Source organism: Herpetosiphon gulosus, from assembly GCF_039545135.1.
Lineage (GTDB): Bacteria > Chloroflexota > Chloroflexia > Chloroflexales > Herpetosiphonaceae > Herpetosiphon > Herpetosiphon gulosus.
Genome location: NZ_BAABRU010000005.1, coordinates 345,347 through 361,589, shown reverse-complemented (window position 1 = coordinate 361,589; position 16,243 = coordinate 345,347). Strand labels below are relative to the sequence as shown.

Genomic DNA, 16,243 nt, shown 5'->3' with positions numbered 1-16,243 from the left:
CACATCAGGTATTCAGATTATCTTAACTTGATGTGGTTGATATAAATACAAGAGAATAAATTAATTCTTAACTATTCAGTGATTCAAAATTTTAGGGCTGCATAATTACCTTTACCCAGCCAAATGGGACGCGTAATGCACCTTTGGTATCGCGAGCGGCGCGGCGGGTTTTCGGAAAACGATCGCCTTCACGATACTCCTTGCGACTCAGCCGATAGCGGCGCATCAACTGGACAAGTTGCGGCGTTTTGATGATATCGCCAAGGGTTTTGCTCTTCCAACCAGTGCCCCAGCCAATGTCGATGTAGAAGCAGTTGTCGGGAGCAGCATTGGCCTGTTGGGCGAGATTGCTAAAGAATTGCTGGAGATGTTCACCTTCGCGGCGGCCAGTCCAGAAGGTTAATTCCTGCTGAATCCGCACTAAGCCTTGTTCGCGCCAAGCCTGTTTTAATGACTCAACACTAAATCCTTGCTCGTGCACCCCAAATTGCCGAGCCTGCTTCTCCAAGATGTAATCATCGAATTTGATTCGAGCTTGCAGGGCTACACGCGGCTTAATCGCCTCCAAATCAAGTGGAATACCTTGATTGGCCGCTGGAAAAACCACAGCGTTGTAAAGCCGAAGCGCATCATCAGGCGCGGACTGACTATCGCTGAGCTGAATTGCCCGAAACAGGTCGTAATTGGGAGCTTGGCTTGGACGTGATGCTTTGGGGCTAAGCAAGCGTGCTTCTTGAGTCTGAAAGGCGCGTTCTTTTTTGTCGCTTAATTGCTGTATATCCAAAGTAAGGTTGCGCTGCTGATAGTGTTGGCGTACCCATGCGCTGCGCAAAGCACCTTTGAGGCTGCTGCCAGGAATGTAGGGCGCATGCGTCCAATGTTTGATCACGGGCCGCATGGTGTCGAGTTTGGAAACGCCCTCAAGTTTGTAGTAATACAGCTCTGGATGCTTGCTCAGCAAATCAGCCGTTAAAAAACTGCCTAAATCGGGCGTATTCAAAATTTGCTGATATAAACGGTCGTTGGGATTTTCGGGCAAAATCTGTTCAAGCACCGCATCAACGTTGAGTAGATAGAGAATATTGTTGAAGATCGCGAAATCGATGTTGCGGCGCAAATCTGGCCCACCAGCACCGATATGCACTGGCGAGAGCGTTTCAATCGTTAATCCATAGTTGGTCATTGCGAATCTCCTACGCTACAACCGACCGTAAGCGCTAGCCCATGCCGCCAAACTCGGTGATTCACGCCAGCGCTGGGGTTGTCGTAGGTTGGAGCCACATCGACGCTTGAGCCAACGATCGAATGGGCCAAGCCTGCTCGATTCAAGCGCGAACCAACCCCGATCATCCAAATTGCTTTGCGGCGTTGGGCTTTGGCAGCGGGCGAATACATCCAACCAGTCACATCCTCTAAACTATAGGCTGCTGGCAGATCGAGCACCCCCGCCGCAAGCTCGGCAGTGCTGGGCAAATAGCGCGAAAGCACAATCACCGAATCGGTGGTAGCGGCTGGTAAATCGAGGGTTTCGGTTTGCAAGATTGGTACAAATTGCCCAACCCCTTTGCTGCGTCGCCCACCTAAGCCATCGATGCCAACCTGTACCAAGAGTTGCATGAGTTGTTGCATATCGCCAAGTGCCAAGATTGCTAAGCCACAGCCCTCGGCAAAGCGCACTTGACCAGTTTCGTAATAGGCCGAAGCATTGCTCCAACGATCAACTGCCACATGCGGAATCGACTCGATTTTCCACAGCGCTTTGTTGGCATCACGCTGCTTGGCGCTAAATTCGGCTTGGCTGACCAAGACACTGCCATTTTGCAAGGCAACGCCATTGGCTGGCTGAAAATAATCGCGCAGCGAGTGGGTTCCGGCCAGCAGATTAATAAAAATCTCGCTGGAGATAAAGCGCACTTTTTTGAATTGCTTGCGCTCGCCAGGGTTTTGCTTATCGCTGGGCAAGGGTGGCAGCATTGGCACAGGCAAGAGTTGAATTCCATCAACATACGGAAAACACGACGAAATTGTAAATGGCGGATTGCTCGGCTCGCTGGCCCAGCGCTGGCCTTGTTGCAATGCCTGCCAAAATAGGGCGGCGTAGAGCGTATCGGATGGGCAGGTTTCGCTGACTGCTTCCATCTCGATGCCGTGCCTGCCAAAGTGGAATGCCCCCTGTGGCTTGAGACGAATCAGATTAAATTCCATGCGTTGCTCCTTTATTTGGCGGCGTAGCCCTGAGCTGACCACAAAGCTCGCAATTCGACTAACGAAGCAACTTTGTGCTTTTCGAGCACCGACTTTTCGTGGTGCTGAAAGCTAATCACAATATTTTTGAAGGCAACTTGGCCGCTACCACGCGCACCTTGGCCGCCCAAATAATCTTCTTCGACCAACTCAAGCCCACGAATGACGGTATTGAAGAGTTTGGTATCTTGATCGTTGTAGAGCGTGAAGGTCAATGCGCCGTCGAAAATTGCCCCAGCCGGAACCCGTTCTTGTTGGCGCGGCGTGGCGGCTGAGGTGACGCGATCGATCGCAGCTTCCCATTTAACTTCGGTGTAGGGCAAGTCGGTACGGGCATCGCGGAAGGCTGTGCGGGTTTGTTCGCTTAGTGCAGCATCACGCACGATCAAGCGGGTTGGCTCGGTCAGAAAATCACTAGCGGGAATACCAAAAATATGTAGCACTGGGCTATTATCATATTCGGCTTGGGTTTTGGCTGAATGAATTGAAACATCGCGGCCAATCGAAGTATTTTGGGCCAAGCCATATAGTTTTTCTAATTGTGAGCGCATTTTGCCGCGCAACGATGAGCCTGGAACGTAGGGTTCGCTGTTAAAGGGATTACGAATGACTGGATTATCGACGTTGCCAATTGCCAACGTACCAGCTGCGCCGCCGATATGTAAGCCAGTTAAGGCATGAATTTCAAAATTGACGAAAATCCGGCCAACAATTTTGATTTTAGGTGTTTGATCTGACATGATTTTTCTTCCTTATTTGCTATAAATTAGGTTTTAGGCTTAAAATTATTGACCGCCAAATGATCGATGATAGGCCAGAATTGCTTCAAAGAAATCGACAAAGTTGCGGAAGCGCTGATAAAAAGTATCAGGATTGGTATTTTTTGCCCCCATAACCAACTTAATCGCTGGCGTTAATTCATCGCTGAGCGCTTGAACCGCACCGCCACGCTCACGTTTGGCTTGATAGGCCAAGCGTGGTTGCAGCAAAGCAAATTCGCGTTGGGCACGGCGGACTGCTTCGGCCCGTTGCTGCTGCAAACTTGGCATCACCCAATCCATCTCGATCCGGCGCACGGTGCCGAAAATGCCACGAATTTGGCTGGTGGTTAAGCGAGCGTAGGCCAGGCGTGACCCGATTTTTTCGGCAGCTTTGACTAACAGTTCAACATCATCGCCAGCAATAATTGCTTCACGTTCTTGTTCGGTAATCTCAGGCATGATTAATCTCCTTGCTCACGAATTAATAATTGAGTCCAACGAGCGGCTAAACCAAGCTGCTCGATTGTGCGCAAACTGATCCGATGCGGCTCATCGAAGCCAGTAAATAACAGCTCGTCGATATCATCGAGTAGGGTTTGTAGTGCTTGATTGGTGTGGTGGCGTTGGCGAATTCGCGCTAGTTGATATTTGCCGCGCCAAATCCATGGGCCATAGGCGGTGTGGCCTTTGCCCGATTTTTGGCGTTGCTGGCTATGCTCGTAATATTGGCTATATAACTCCATTAGCACTTGCAACAGCGAACGCACCATGCCATGCTCGCCTTGATAGAGTTGCCACAAACGTTGATGCCAGTTGAGTAAGGCGGGGTAGGCTTCCCAAGCAATTGTTTGATCAAGAAAATCCAGCGCATTTTTGCGAATTGCTTGGCGTGGCGCAGCATCTTTGGCTCGATCAAGCGCATGATGGGCTAGTTTGGCCGCTTGATATAAGGGGAATTTCTCGGTGTGCAGGCTCAATCCCGCCGAAACATGGATTAATCGGTTATAGCCAGTGTAGCGTTGCAGATCGTGCTGAATCCGATTGGCGACATGGGCCAGCACATCCCAACTACCAACCAAAAACAAATCGTCGCCGCCCGAATAGACGCTGTAAATTTGTTCATGGCTGGTTGCTTGATTGCTCGCTTGATCCGTCTGATAGATTGAGGTGGCAATGTTCTGGTCGCGACAAATTTCGCCAACCCAGCCCTCGAAAAAGCGTGAGAAGGCCGCGCTCAGGCTAGAAATACGGGCCAACGAAGCTTTGGCAAGGCTATAGCCAAAAATATCACCAAGATCATCAACATCCATCCGTAGCACCCCAAAGCGCTTGATGCCACGACTAGCTTTGGCTAGCTGATCAAACGATTTGACCTCGCCCTTGGCAGCCTTGGGTGTCACATTGACGATTGGGCGCATACTAAAGACATGCTGGCGATAATCGGCGCGGAGCTGGGTCAGCATGGCTAGATCGTCTGCAAAGGGCCGAATAATCTGCACATGGATTGATTGCTCAGGATTGCGATTGAGATATTTGAGCAATTCCTGCTGATCGAAACAAATTTCTGCCTGCAAACCCAAGCCCGCCAAAATATCCTTTGCATTTGCGCGGTCTTTGACAGCAGCGAGATTGGGCTGTGGCTGGCGGATGCAGAGAAATTGGGCATCGTGCAGGCTGAATCCCAGCTTAATCGTGCTTTCACAGAGCCGACAGATTTTGCCCTCATCGTCATCAGGCATAAATTGGCTGCTCGGCCCCATATAGCCACAGGTCTCACAACGATCATCCTCGTTGCCGCGATGGCCGCGTGGTGTGAACAATTTGGTTTGCAGTTCTCGCTGATCGAGGGTTGCAAAACGACGGCGTTTATCAGCGGTCACTTGATCGTTGACGGCGCGAAACAAAGCCTCAAAATTGTGCTCAGCATCGGCGATGGTTGCGCCGCCCAAGGCGATATACAACTCGCCATCGTGGACATTCAGCAAAAATTGACCAAGCTCGCGTCGCCACTGAGCCAATTGCTCGTAACAAGCGGCTGGCACAATCACATAAAAACGCCCACCGCCGCTGTAGAGTAAATTGGTGCTAGGCATGCCTGCTTGCTGCAACACCCAACCAGCCAAAGCATCGGTCAGCATTTGCAAGTAGAATGAGCGGCCGCGCAGACTTTTGGCGGCGCGATTGGCCGCGATGGTGTAGATAAAATCCTGCACACCTGAAAGATCGCCACCAACTAACATGGCTTGCTCGCCAGCGGCGGCTAATGCGGCTTTGGTGCGAGCATAATCGTAGAGCGACACGACCGAATCGGCTACCTCGCCAGCAGTTGGCTGGTAGCTGACGGCCCAAGCATAATCGTGAAACAAACTGAGCATCTGCGCCAAATGAATGCTTGGCTCGGCGTTACATTGCTCAATTGCACGATTGAATTGAGTTTGTAAATCGGCTGAAACTGGCGGACGTTCGGCGATTGGAAATAGCGCAGATTCGGTTAGGCTAAAACGTTGCGCTTGCAGAAAGTAGGGCGTTGAAGTTTGGGCGTTCGGCTCGTTTGGGGGGCTAATTTGATCGAAGATCGAATGCAGTGGCGTAGCATCCCAAGCCTTGACCGAGTTTGTCATACTCTTCAATGCCCGTATGACTGGGGGATCACTCATACAACCTCCTTGTAGAACTCTAACGATGGCTTACTTTAGCTGATGGGTTACGCATATATGTGCGCTGCATAAACGAATATCTGTTCGATCTATGCTAATTACCCTATTTAATTGATCCGATTGCGGTTAATTTTTCCTGTTTAGGCCAATTTAAGCAGTAACGGTAGCTATCTATTTATTCGTGCAGTCGAATTTTGAGGAGTAGAGGTGGGAATTGGCATTAGCAGCAATAGGCCATGTGGTTAATTGAGGATAGGAGTATGAGGTGGATTGTTTGTTAGGTTGATCGTAAGCTATACTTGCGATACTCGAAACAAATCCTTCCTCCTCACACACACTCTTCTCTCCTTCAAGCGGCCCCAATGGGCCGTTTGAAGTTTTAGCTTTGAAGTACCAAACAATCGTGGGGCGCAAAATTAACCACCACCGCCTCGCCACGATTGGGCAAGTTGCTGACGTGGGTATCGTTGAAGACATCGACAAATAGCAGTTGTTGCTCGATTTCAACGTGAAAACGCACAATCGGCCCCAACAGCATTTGCTCTTTGACCACGCCATGCAGTTGATTTTGGGCCGCAACACCGTCAAGGCTCAAGCGTTCAGGTCGCAGCGCAACCCGCACTGTGCTGCCTTGTAGCGATGGATCAAAGCTATCGCTGACGCTAAATTGTTGCTTGCCAAAATGCAAAATGCCCTCTTTGGGGTCGTGTAGCGAGGCTTCTAGGGTGTTAAGTGTGCCGACAAAATGAGCCACAAAGCTGGTTTTGGGATTGTTGTAAATTTCGGCGGGCGTGCCAAGTTGCTCAACTTCGCCCTTTTGCATAATCAGCACCCGATCCGAAAGCGAAAGCGCCTCTTCTTGATCGTGGGTAACGTAAATCGCCGTAATGCCTAATTCGCGCTGAATTGCCCGAATATCTTGACGCAACGAAACCCGAATCTTGGCATCGAGTGCTGAAAGTGGCTCATCGAGCAGCAGCACTTGGGGGCGAATTGCCAAGGCGCGGGCCAGGGCAACCCGCTGTTGCTGGCCGCCAGAAAGCTGATGTGGATAGCGATTGGCAAATTCTTGCATATGAATAATATCAAGCATTTCGTTGACACGTTGCTCGATTGCCTGTTTGCTGAGTTTGGCGATCCGCAAGCCATAGCCGATATTTTGAGCAACGCTCATATTCGGAAACAGCGCATACGATTGAAAGACAATCCCAATCTTGCGTTTGCTGGGCGGTGTTTGGGTCATATCGTTACCGTCGATTTTGATTGAGCCACCGCTGGGAGCCTCGAAGCCTGCAATCATGCGCAGGGTAGTGGTTTTGCCGCAGCCGCTGGGGCCGAGCACCGACAAAAATTCACCGCGCTCGACCGACAGATTGAGCGGCGAAACCACCGTTGTTGGGCCAAATTGCTTGGTTAAATTGTGTAATTCGATAAAAGCCATGGCAGTTCCTTAGTGTGTTCCACCAAATTGGGTTTGTTGTTGATCTTTGCTATTGACCAACAGCACAATCCCAAAAATCACCCACGTTAGGGCAAAACTAATGATTGTAAGCGCTGCTGGTTCGTAGGCTTTGTTTTGACTGATGCGGGCGAGGTATGGGCCGAAGGCGGGCCAAGCTAAATATTGAGCTAAGGTCAATTCGCCCAGCACTGTGGCAAAGGTCAAAAATGCGCCATTAACCAAGGCTCCCCGTACATTCGGCACAATCACTTGCCAAATAATTCGCGGCCAGCCAGCCCCAAGGCTTTGAGCAGCTTCGGTCAGGGTTTTGACGTTGGTCGCCCGCAGGCCAGCATCAATCGCTCGGTACATATACGGCAGCGTGAGCACCATATAACCTGCGATCAGCAAGCCGCGACTTTGCACCAAAATCACTGGTGGGCGGCTATACGATTTGATCAAACCAAACACCAGCACAATTGGCGGAATCACAAATGGCATTAGCGAGACCAACTCGATTAGGCGGTGCAAACGCGGATGCCGCAAATAAGCCCAGTACACCGTGGGAACCAGCAAAAGCAAGCTAGCGATAATCGTCAACAAGGCCATTAACGCTGAAAACAGGAAGGTTTCGTAAAAACTACTATCAGCAAAAACCCGTTGATAGGCGGTAAAGCCCAAGCTATCTTTTTTGGCTCGCAGCGAAAACAGAAACGTAGCAATCAGCGGCAACAAGAAATAGCTTGTACCAAGGATAATAAATAGCCACGCAACCAATGAAGAACGTTTTTTCATTGCAACCACCGTGCCGATCGGCGCTGAAGCCAGCTATAAAGCACCAAAACCAAGGTCATAATCACCATCATGCCAAATGCCAAGGCATAGCCCAAATTGGGATTATGTAAAATATCACCCTGAATTTGCGCCCCAATCATAATCGGCACAATATTCAACGAGCCGCCCGTTAAAGCATAAGCCGTGGCATAGGCTCCAAAGGCATTGCCAAAGAGCAGTACAACGGTGCTCAACAGGGCCGGAGTTAGAATTGGCAAGGCAATGCTGCGCCAGTAGTAGCCGCCCGAAGCGCCTAAACTTTCAGCTGCCTCGCGCCATTGCGGACGAAGTGCCTCAAAAGCTGGAGTTAAAATCAACACCACCAAGGGAATTTGAAAATACAGATAGGTCGCGCTCAAACCCCAAAAGCTGTAGAGATTAAAGCCCTTGTCATATAAATTAAAGCCCAAATCTTTGAGCAAAACCGTGACAAAGCCAACCCGTCCCAAGGTTGCAATAAAGGCAAAGGCCAAGGGTACACCAGCAAAGTTCGAGGCCACGCCAGAGAAGGGAATCAAAAAAGCTCGCACAAAGCGCGGCAAACGCCCCAGCACCATGGCCCAGGCCAACAAACCGCCAACCAACGTGCCAAGCAAGGCCGTAACCCCGCTCACCTGCACGCTGAGCACATAGGCATTGACAATGCTTGGCTGACCAAGATCGGCGATATTTTGCAGGGTAAAGTTACCCTCGTTATCTTGAAAACTGCCGATCACTAGCGAGGCCGACGGAAGCACCAAAAAGGCACAAGCAAAGAGGAAAAATGGCACTGTGCCCAGCCAACTCCAATTAATGCGACGAAGGTCGAGGTGCTGCCATTGCGCACCCCGACCACGTTCTGAAGCTTGTTCTGCCACAGAGCGGCGATCCTTCCTTAATTATTCCTTGACATCGACGTTGACCGTGGCATCCCAACCATCAACGATAACTTTCTTGGCGGCTTCAAGCTGAGCCAAGGTTGGGAATACGGCGTTGGCGTAGAGCTCGGCTGGTGGCAATTTTTCAGCAATTTCAGCTGGAATCACATTACGCGCAACCAAATCGTTGTAGCGCACTGGGTGGCCGCCGCCTTTGAGCCAAGTCAATTGGCCTTCGTCGGAGTAGAGGTATTCCATCCACAATTTAGCAGCATTTGGATGTGGAGCATAAGCGCTGATCGCTTGAACATACACGCCACCAAGCACGCCAGATTTTGGCACAACTACTTCAATTTCGGGGTTGCCGCCCAACTCATCGCGAGCACTAAGTGCCAAATAATCCCAAGTGATCATAATTGGGGTTTCGCCCTGGGCCAAGGTGCCTTGTTTGGCAATAACTGGTACAAAGTTACCAGCTTGGTTCAATTTGCTAAAGAAATCTAAGCCAGGCTGGACATTATCCAAACTACCGCCATTAGCGAGGGCTGCGGCGTAGACTGACTGAATCGCCAAATTCGAGACCCGTGGATCACCTGCCAAGGCGACTTGGCCTTTATATTCGGGCTTCAAGAGGTCAGCCCAATCTTGGGGCACATTTTTGACGACATCTTTGTTGACGGCAAAAGCCAACACGCCGTAATAATCGCCAAACCAATAGCCTTCGGGATCTTTCAACTCGTTAGGAATCGTATCCCAAGTTGAAACTTTGTAGGGCTGCAAGAGATTTTCCTGCTTGGCGGATGGGCCAAAAGCAAAACCAACGTCGATCACGTCGGGAGCTTGGGGGCCTTTGTTATCTTTATTGGCCTTGATCGCTTCGATTTCATCGCCCGAACCAGCATCGGGATTCAGTTCGTTGATTTTGATACCATATTTTTTCGAGAAGTTTTCGATCATTTCGCCGTAGTTGAGCCAATTGTGGGGCAAGGCGATCACGGTTAATTCGCCTTCAGCCTTGGCGGCAGCAATCAAAGCATCCATAGTTGATGATGTGCCACCTGAGCCAGCGGTTGGCGCGGTGGTGCTTTCGCTGGCGGCTGAGCCACACGCACTAATCATCAATGAAACGACGAGAAATAAGGCCGCTAATTTAGCAGCACGTAGCCGAAAAGCGCCAAGCTTCGATTGAGCCATGGTTTAAATCTCCTAGCAAGCTAGACCACGATGCAAGAGAATCTGTCGGGTTATTGACGAGTGTAACCACAAAAAAATGGGCTGGGTTGATGCTACGGGGGCTTATTTATCGTACTATAACATAATTGTAATATTTTGGTTAAGAACATATCAGGCTTCAAAGAACTAGCCACCAACTTCGCAAGATCTGGTATGATACAACGCCGTAGAGCAATGCTGCTCACCCACTGCAACGACGCACAACCTTGCAACCATGAAGGATTTCGTTGAATGCTGAATCGCCTAGGTGAGGACCGTTCATCCTTCAACCCTCATCCTTCATCCTTACATTTGGAGGCTTTATGCGGTTAATTTTGGTGCGTCACGGTGAGAGTGAGTGGAATAAAATCGGTCGCTATCAAGGCCAAGAAGATGCGCCCTTGAGCGAACTCGGCCAACAACAAGCCCAAGCCTTAGCCCAACGCCTCAAGCGCGAAAAGCTTGATGTGATTTACGCTAGCCCCTTGCAACGAGCCAACAACACCGCTCGCGCAATTGCCGAATTCCACCCCGAAGTACCATTTATCGATGAACCAGCCTTGCTTGAAATTCATCATGGCGATTGGCAAGGGTTGTATAGCAACGATGTTAAGGCCCAATATGGCGCAGAATTACGCGAATGGCAATATTTTCCAACTCGTTCGCAAATGCCCAACGGCGAAAGTTTCTCCAACATCCTCAAGCGCGTTATCGACTTTAAAGAACGAGTTTTGAGCGAACGACCCAACGAAACCGTGATTTTTTCAACGCATGATGTAGTTGTAAAAATCTTGGTTGCCGATGCACTTGGCATCAATATGGATCGGATCAATCGCTTGTGGATTACCAATGCCTCGATTAGCGTGATCGAATATGGCGAAGATTTACCCTATTTGGTGAGCTTGAGCGAAGCATGCCACCTTGGCAAATTGGCCACCGTGCGCGAAAACCAAACCGCCCTCTAAAAATGCCCTCACCCCCTAGCCCCGCTCCCGCCAAGTGAGCGAGGGGTAACCATCAACCCAAAAGCCCCTCGCCCGCCACAGTGGGCGAGGGGTTGGGGTGAGGGAACGTCACCCTTGAAAATCCCCTAAAGCCTAGCAGGCGCGGGAAACTCTCCAAAAAATTAATCGATTAAGCCTTGTTCACGGGCTTTAACAATTGCGGCAGTGCGGTTGTGTACATCAAGCTTGAGATATAAATTGCTAATATGGCGTTTGAGCGTGCTTTCGGCAATCACCAAAGCTTCGGCGATCGCGCGATTGCCTAAGCCAGCCGCCAAGTAGCGCAAAATCTCATGTTCACGCGGCGTTATCGCCAGATCAAGTGTTTCCAGTCGATTGTGGTGCAGCAAGCGCAAAACTAACGGGCTACTTGGCAATTGTTGCAATAATGGAATCAGCCCAGCCTGTAGATCGAGCAACGGTTGGATAATTAACTCTGGCTCGGCAATCGTCAAGGCATGTTGGAGTTGCTCAAGCGCCTTGGGCAGTTGTCCTTGGCGAGCTAAAACCATGGCCAAGGTGGCATAGATGCTGACTAAGAGCGGTACGAAATTAATCCGTTCAGCGGTGGTTAAGGCTTGATTTAATAAGCTGGCTGCTTGATCCAGCGCAGCTTGACGCAAGGCCAGCAAACCACCCAACCATTGATTAATCGGGTTATTTAAATCCTCAGGGTCGGTGTTGATCAATGCCAGCCATTGGGTTGCTTGGGCTAAATCGTGCTGCTCAATCGCCAGCAAACAGCGGGTTTGTTGAATAATTAGGCGAATTTTGGCATTATCATGGCCAATCGCATACTCCTCAAGCTGGAGTAAGCAGTGCAGCGCCTGGGGATAATCGTTCTGCGATTGCAAAATTGCCACCCGTTGAGCTTGAGCCACACACCACATTTGACGATTATCCATGATTTTGCTGTTGTTGAGGCTTTGCTCGACCGCCACCAAAGCTTCGGGCAATTGATGGCGCTGATGATAAATTCGCGCTAACATCCAATACATGCCAGCCATAAATGGGCGCGGCGCTGGCAAGGCTTGCGCTTGTTCGATTAAGCTCAAGCAAATTTGTTCGGCACGGCTAAATTGGCCGATATCGTGCAATAAACCAGCGCGATTGACCGCGCCAACTGTGGATAAAAAGCGACTATTGATCGTTTGACCGAGCGTTTCAGTTTGTTGATAGAACATTTCAGCCTGTTGCGCATCGCCTTGAAAATGAGCTACTACTGCTAAACAAAAAGTCATCACACCTTGAATTGTCGGGTCGTTGCTGGTATTCAGGCGTTTGGCTTGTTCGCCCCACAACGCTGCTTGCTCAAGCTTTGAGGTCATGGTTGCGGCCAATGCGCCCAACGCCAAGGCCTCGGCAGCCAAAGGATTTGGTTCGTTGCTGCCAACCAACTGGCTGATCCGTTCGAGATAGCCTTGAATGCCCTCACCATTGCGCAAGGTAATCAAAATCCACATTTGGGCAATGCACAAGCGTGGTTCGTTCCAAATTACATGAATCGGCAATTGATCGAGCCATGGTCGCAAGGTATAAAAGGCCGCTTCGCGCACAAATTGACCGACCCACGGCGTAAGAATTGCTGCCGCTAACTGATGCGCTTGGGCTTGCAAGGCATAGTGCATTGCATCGTGAATATAATGTTGGTCGCGGCACCATTCGGCGGCGAGTGCCAAAACCCGATTGCGAAGCTCGGGATCAACCAAATTGGCGTGTTGCAACAAAAAATCGCGAAACAGTGGGTGTAATTGCCACCACTCTTGATCAAGTGCCCCGATAAACAGCTGGCGTTCGATAATCTGATCAAGTTGGCTTGAGCCAAGTTCCCGTTGCAGATGCATAAAATCGGCCAATGAGCGATTAAAGCGATCGAGTGGAGCCAAAGCCAACAGCGCTTGTTGAATTGATGTTGGTTGTTGCTGAAAAACTTCTTCGAGCAAATAAACACTAATATCGCTGGCTTGGCCCGAATTGAGCGCTCGTAAACCGTGCTCAGGACTAGGCGCTTCGGATAAGGCTAAGGCGGCCAGTTGCAGGCCAGCAATCCAACCAGCGCTTTGATGCAGCACTTGGCTCTCAATTTGCTGATTTAGCCGAACGTGCATAACATCGCGCAGAAACTCACCGCCCTCATAATCGGTGAAGCGCAAATCGGCTACGCCAATTGTGTTTAGCCAATTGCGTGCTCGCCAGCGAGCCAATGGTAAGGCTGGTTGTTGGCGACACGTCAACACCATATGCAATTGCGGCGGACAATGCTCAATCAACATGGTGAGCGCTTCATGAATCACCGGATGATCGATCATCTGATAATCATCGAGTACCAATACCCACTGCTCAGCTTGTTCGTGAAGTTGGTTGATCAGGGTGGTGACCACATTGATTAATACTTGATGGCCGAGTAGCTCCAGCCATTGCCAATTGAATTGCGGCAGTTGGGCCTGAAAGCCTTGTTGCAGATATTGAGCAAAGCGTAATGGATCGTTATCATGGCTATTGAGGGTCAGCCAAACACAATGTTGCTGTTTGGTGGTGTGCAACCAAGCGCTCACTAAGGTAGTTTTACCAAAACCAGCGGGAGCACTGATCAAGGTTAGGCGTTGGTTGCGTCCAGCATCAAGCCGCTGATAGAGGCGCGAACGTTTAACAACCCGTTCACGTGGTGGTGGCACAACTAATTTGGTTTGGATGAGTTGGAGCATGACACAATCCCTCAAGGCCTACTTGTCAGTCTACCACAGCCAACTACACCTTGTGGCTACACCTTTTGAATGAAGCTTGATCGTCGCGATTCGCTCTACAATAGTACGAAATTGCTGTTAACAAGGAGTTGGAAGAATGCCACGCATCGAAGCCTTGCTTGCCGCTCGTCAATTTGTTGTTCCGCAACGCTCTGGCGATTATCTCTATTTTATTAGCGATTTAAATGGCCGCCTGAGTTTGTATCGCATGCTGCTCACTGGCAGCGTGCCTGAGCCGTTGTTACCGCCTGATATTGCCTTGCAAACGCCGCACCATATGGGTGGAAAATCGTTTGTAGTATTGGCCGAATACAATCAAATTGTGGTGATGATTGATAAAGATGGCGATGAAAACTACCAGCCGTTGCGCATCCCATTAACTGGTGGTTTCCCTGAGCCAATTTTTGGCGAACAATTTGTTGGAATGCAAACCAATCTCTCGAAACTTGATCCAAACACGGGCATTGGCTATTTGAATGTTGCTTCACGCCTTCGCCCTGAACTTAGTTGCTATCAAATTAATGTACTGACTGGCACAAGCATATTATTATATCAAGGCCCAGATGGCCCATTTTATGCGACCTCAGCCCCTGATCAACAAACAATTCTGACCGTCGATGCCTATGGGATTGGCGATGCCGTGATTTATCGTCAGCAGCTTGGTAGCACCGAGCGCTCGGTGGTTTTCGGTACGCCGATGGATCAACGTACAACGCCAATTGAGCCAAATGGTATGGGTTTTGGCGAATGGGTCAATGATAACGTTGCCTTGGTGAGCACGAGCCTGTTTGATGATTGCTACAGTTTAGCCTTGTTGAGCCTTGATGGCTCGCAAAGCTTGGATGCTGTGACGATTGAAGGCTTGGTACACACCGGTCAAGGCGAATTTGATCGTTTGCTGCATCTGACAGAACAACGCTTTTTGATTGGCTATAATATCGATGGCTGTTCCTGGTGCTATGAAGCTGAGCTTGATCTAGTTGGCAAGCGGATGTTGGTTACCAAGGTTTTGGTTGGCCAAGCACCATTAGACAATGGTGTTTTAGAGTCAATTGATTATGATGAAGCGAGTGACAGCTTTGCGCTTTCGTTCTCGACTGCGATTGCGCCAACCCAAATCTATACGATTAAGCCCAACCAAGAGCTGCAACAGCATACCAACGAACGTGTTTTGGGCATTCCAGTTGAACATTTGGCGGCTGGCGAAGATGCCTCGTTCAACTCGCACGATGGCCTACGCATTTCGGCGCGACTGTACCGCCCAGCCCCAGCCTTGGGTTACGAAGGCCCACGGCCATTGGTTTATTACATTCATGGCGGCCCACAAGGCCAAGAACGCCCCGATTTTGCCTGGTTCTCGATGCCCTTGATTCAATTCTTGACCCTGAAGGGCTTTGCGGTGTTTGTGCCCAATGTGCGTGGCAGTAGTGGCTATGGCTTTAAGTATATGAACCACGTTACTCACGATTGGGGCGGCCAAGATCGGCTTGATCATGTGCATGCCATGACCAAGGTTTTAGTCAATGACCCACTGATTGATATCAAACGTACTGGGGTGATGGGGCGTTCATATGGTGGTTTTATGACCTTGACCTTGCTTGGCCGTCACCCTGAGCTTTGGCGAGCAGGCATCGATATGTTTGGCCCCTACGATTTGCACACCTTCTCGGCGCGAGTGCCTGAAACTTGGAAAAAGTACATGGCAACCCAAGTTGGCGATCCAGTGACCGAACAAGATTTCTTGGCCGAACGTTCGCCTAAAACCTACATTCACAACTTGGCTTGCCCATTATTGGTCACCCAAGGAGCCAACGATCCACGGGTGATCGAGCGTGAATCGAGCGAAGTGGTGCATGAGTTGCAAGCCTTAGGCAAAAACGTTGATTATCTGTTGTTCAGCGATGAAGGCCACGATGTCTTGAAGTACGCCAACAAAGTGACCTGCTACAACCGGATCACCGACTTTTTCAGCCAACATCTCTAGAAGGTAGGGATCGGGGTTCAGGGGCGAAGGGGTCAGGATTGAACTATTAGAATCTAGCATTTGATCATTTCGTGGAACGCAGGGATGAAACCCTTGGGTTCCACGAAATGTTGATCAAATGCTGCACCATTGTTTAAAAAGTGTGGTACTATACACTGCGGTGAGTAGGGCCATTAGCTCAACGGTTAGAGCACGCGGCTCATACCCGCTTGGTTGGGGGTTCGAATCCCTCATGGCCCACCATTAACCTCTCACCAATCTCCACCAAACCAAATCCTCAAGCTTAATGCCGCTACTTTTGCTTTTTAACTAAGATTTGCTATACTGCCCATAATTGAATACCTCATCACGAGGAGTCGAGGGATCTGGCCCGATGACACTCCAGCAACCGTCTCGCCGAGAAAGGTGCTTCTTCCAGCAGCAATCGCGCTGATAGATGAGTGGCAACTCAATGATTGAAGCCCTCGCCAGTGTGCGAGGAGTTTTTTTTAACCTTGGTTTAGCG

General features: G+C 49.9%; 12 protein-coding genes, 1 tRNA gene and 1 riboswitch. Of the genes, 3 read left to right on the top strand and 10 right to left on the bottom strand.

Features of this window, described 5'->3' with window-relative positions:
* Nucleotides 1-91: 91 nt before the first annotated feature.
* The 9 genes from csm5 to ABEB26_RS09035 form a co-directional block, all read right to left on the bottom strand.
* Nucleotides 92-1,183 (bottom strand): type III-A CRISPR-associated RAMP protein Csm5, encoded by a 1,092-nt coding sequence (gene csm5 / locus ABEB26_RS09075; RefSeq protein ID WP_345721651.1) that lies wholly within the window; start codon nt 1,181-1,183, stop codon nt 92-94.
* A complete protein-coding gene (gene csm4 / locus ABEB26_RS09070) occupies nt 1,180-2,205 on the bottom strand; it encodes a type III-A CRISPR-associated RAMP protein Csm4 (protein ID WP_345721650.1) in 1,026 nt (341 codons plus the stop codon). Before csm4 ends, csm5 begins: the two co-directional genes overlap by 4 nt.
* Before the next feature lie 11 nt (nt 2,206-2,216).
* The gene (gene csm3, locus ABEB26_RS09065) at nt 2,217-2,984 is read right to left on the bottom strand and encodes a type III-A CRISPR-associated RAMP protein Csm3 (protein ID WP_345721649.1); all 768 of its coding nucleotides are present in this window, start codon (nt 2,982-2,984) and stop codon (nt 2,217-2,219) included.
* Between the two features lie 45 nt (nt 2,985-3,029).
* On the bottom strand, nt 3,030-3,464 hold the full coding sequence (gene csm2, locus ABEB26_RS09060; RefSeq protein ID WP_345721648.1) for a type III-A CRISPR-associated protein Csm2: 435 nt from the start codon (nt 3,462-3,464) through the stop codon (nt 3,030-3,032).
* A gap of 2 nt (nt 3,465-3,466) precedes the next feature.
* Nucleotides 3,467-5,662 carry a type III-A CRISPR-associated protein Cas10/Csm1 gene (gene cas10 / locus ABEB26_RS09055; RefSeq protein ID WP_345721647.1) on the bottom strand — a complete coding sequence of 732 codons (2,196 nt, stop codon included), beginning with the start codon at nt 5,660-5,662 and terminating at the stop codon, nt 3,467-3,469.
* Nucleotides 5,663-6,041: 379 nt separating this feature from the next.
* Complete coding sequence (locus ABEB26_RS09050; protein WP_345721646.1) at nt 6,042-7,103, bottom strand: ABC transporter ATP-binding protein; 1,062 nt, start codon at nt 7,101-7,103, stop codon at nt 6,042-6,044.
* Nucleotides 7,104-7,112: 9 nt separating this feature from the next.
* Nucleotides 7,113-7,898 carry an ABC transporter permease gene (locus ABEB26_RS09045; protein WP_345721645.1) on the bottom strand — a complete coding sequence of 262 codons (786 nt, stop codon included), beginning with the start codon at nt 7,896-7,898 and terminating at the stop codon, nt 7,113-7,115.
* Entirely contained in the window at nt 7,895-8,794 is a 900-nt protein-coding gene (locus ABEB26_RS09040) for an ABC transporter permease (protein WP_486348300.1), read from the bottom strand. Before ABEB26_RS09040 ends, ABEB26_RS09045 begins: the two co-directional genes overlap by 4 nt.
* A 21-nt stretch (nt 8,795-8,815) precedes the next feature.
* The gene (locus tag ABEB26_RS09035) at nt 8,816-9,913 is read right to left on the bottom strand and encodes an ABC transporter substrate-binding protein (RefSeq protein ID WP_486348302.1); all 1,098 of its coding nucleotides are present in this window, start codon (nt 9,911-9,913) and stop codon (nt 8,816-8,818) included.
* A 416-nt stretch (nt 9,914-10,329) separates the two neighbouring features.
* Between ABEB26_RS09035 and ABEB26_RS09030 the strand changes: the two genes are divergently transcribed.
* Nucleotides 10,330-10,971, top strand: a complete 642-nt coding sequence (locus tag ABEB26_RS09030; RefSeq protein ID WP_012190010.1) for a histidine phosphatase family protein — start codon at nt 10,330-10,332, stop codon at nt 10,969-10,971.
* Between the two features lie 161 nt (nt 10,972-11,132).
* On the opposite strand, the gene ABEB26_RS09025 is transcribed toward ABEB26_RS09030, so the two are convergent.
* Nucleotides 11,133-13,715, bottom strand: a complete 2,583-nt coding sequence (locus ABEB26_RS09025) for a winged helix-turn-helix domain-containing protein (RefSeq protein ID WP_345721642.1) — start codon at nt 13,713-13,715, stop codon at nt 11,133-11,135.
* A gap of 136 nt (nt 13,716-13,851) precedes the next feature.
* Between ABEB26_RS09025 and ABEB26_RS09020 the strand changes: the two genes are divergently transcribed.
* Together ABEB26_RS09020 and ABEB26_RS09015 are read left to right on the top strand one after the other, a co-directional pair.
* Nucleotides 13,852-15,738, top strand: a complete 1,887-nt coding sequence (locus ABEB26_RS09020; protein ID WP_345721641.1) for a S9 family peptidase — start codon at nt 13,852-13,854, stop codon at nt 15,736-15,738.
* 167 nt (nt 15,739-15,905) lie between these two features.
* Nucleotides 15,906-15,981 (top strand) — tRNA-Ile (locus ABEB26_RS09015).
* A 97-nt stretch (nt 15,982-16,078) separates the two neighbouring features.
* Nucleotides 16,079-16,181: riboswitch (SAM riboswitch) on the top strand.
* Nucleotides 16,182-16,243: the final 62 nt, after the last annotated feature.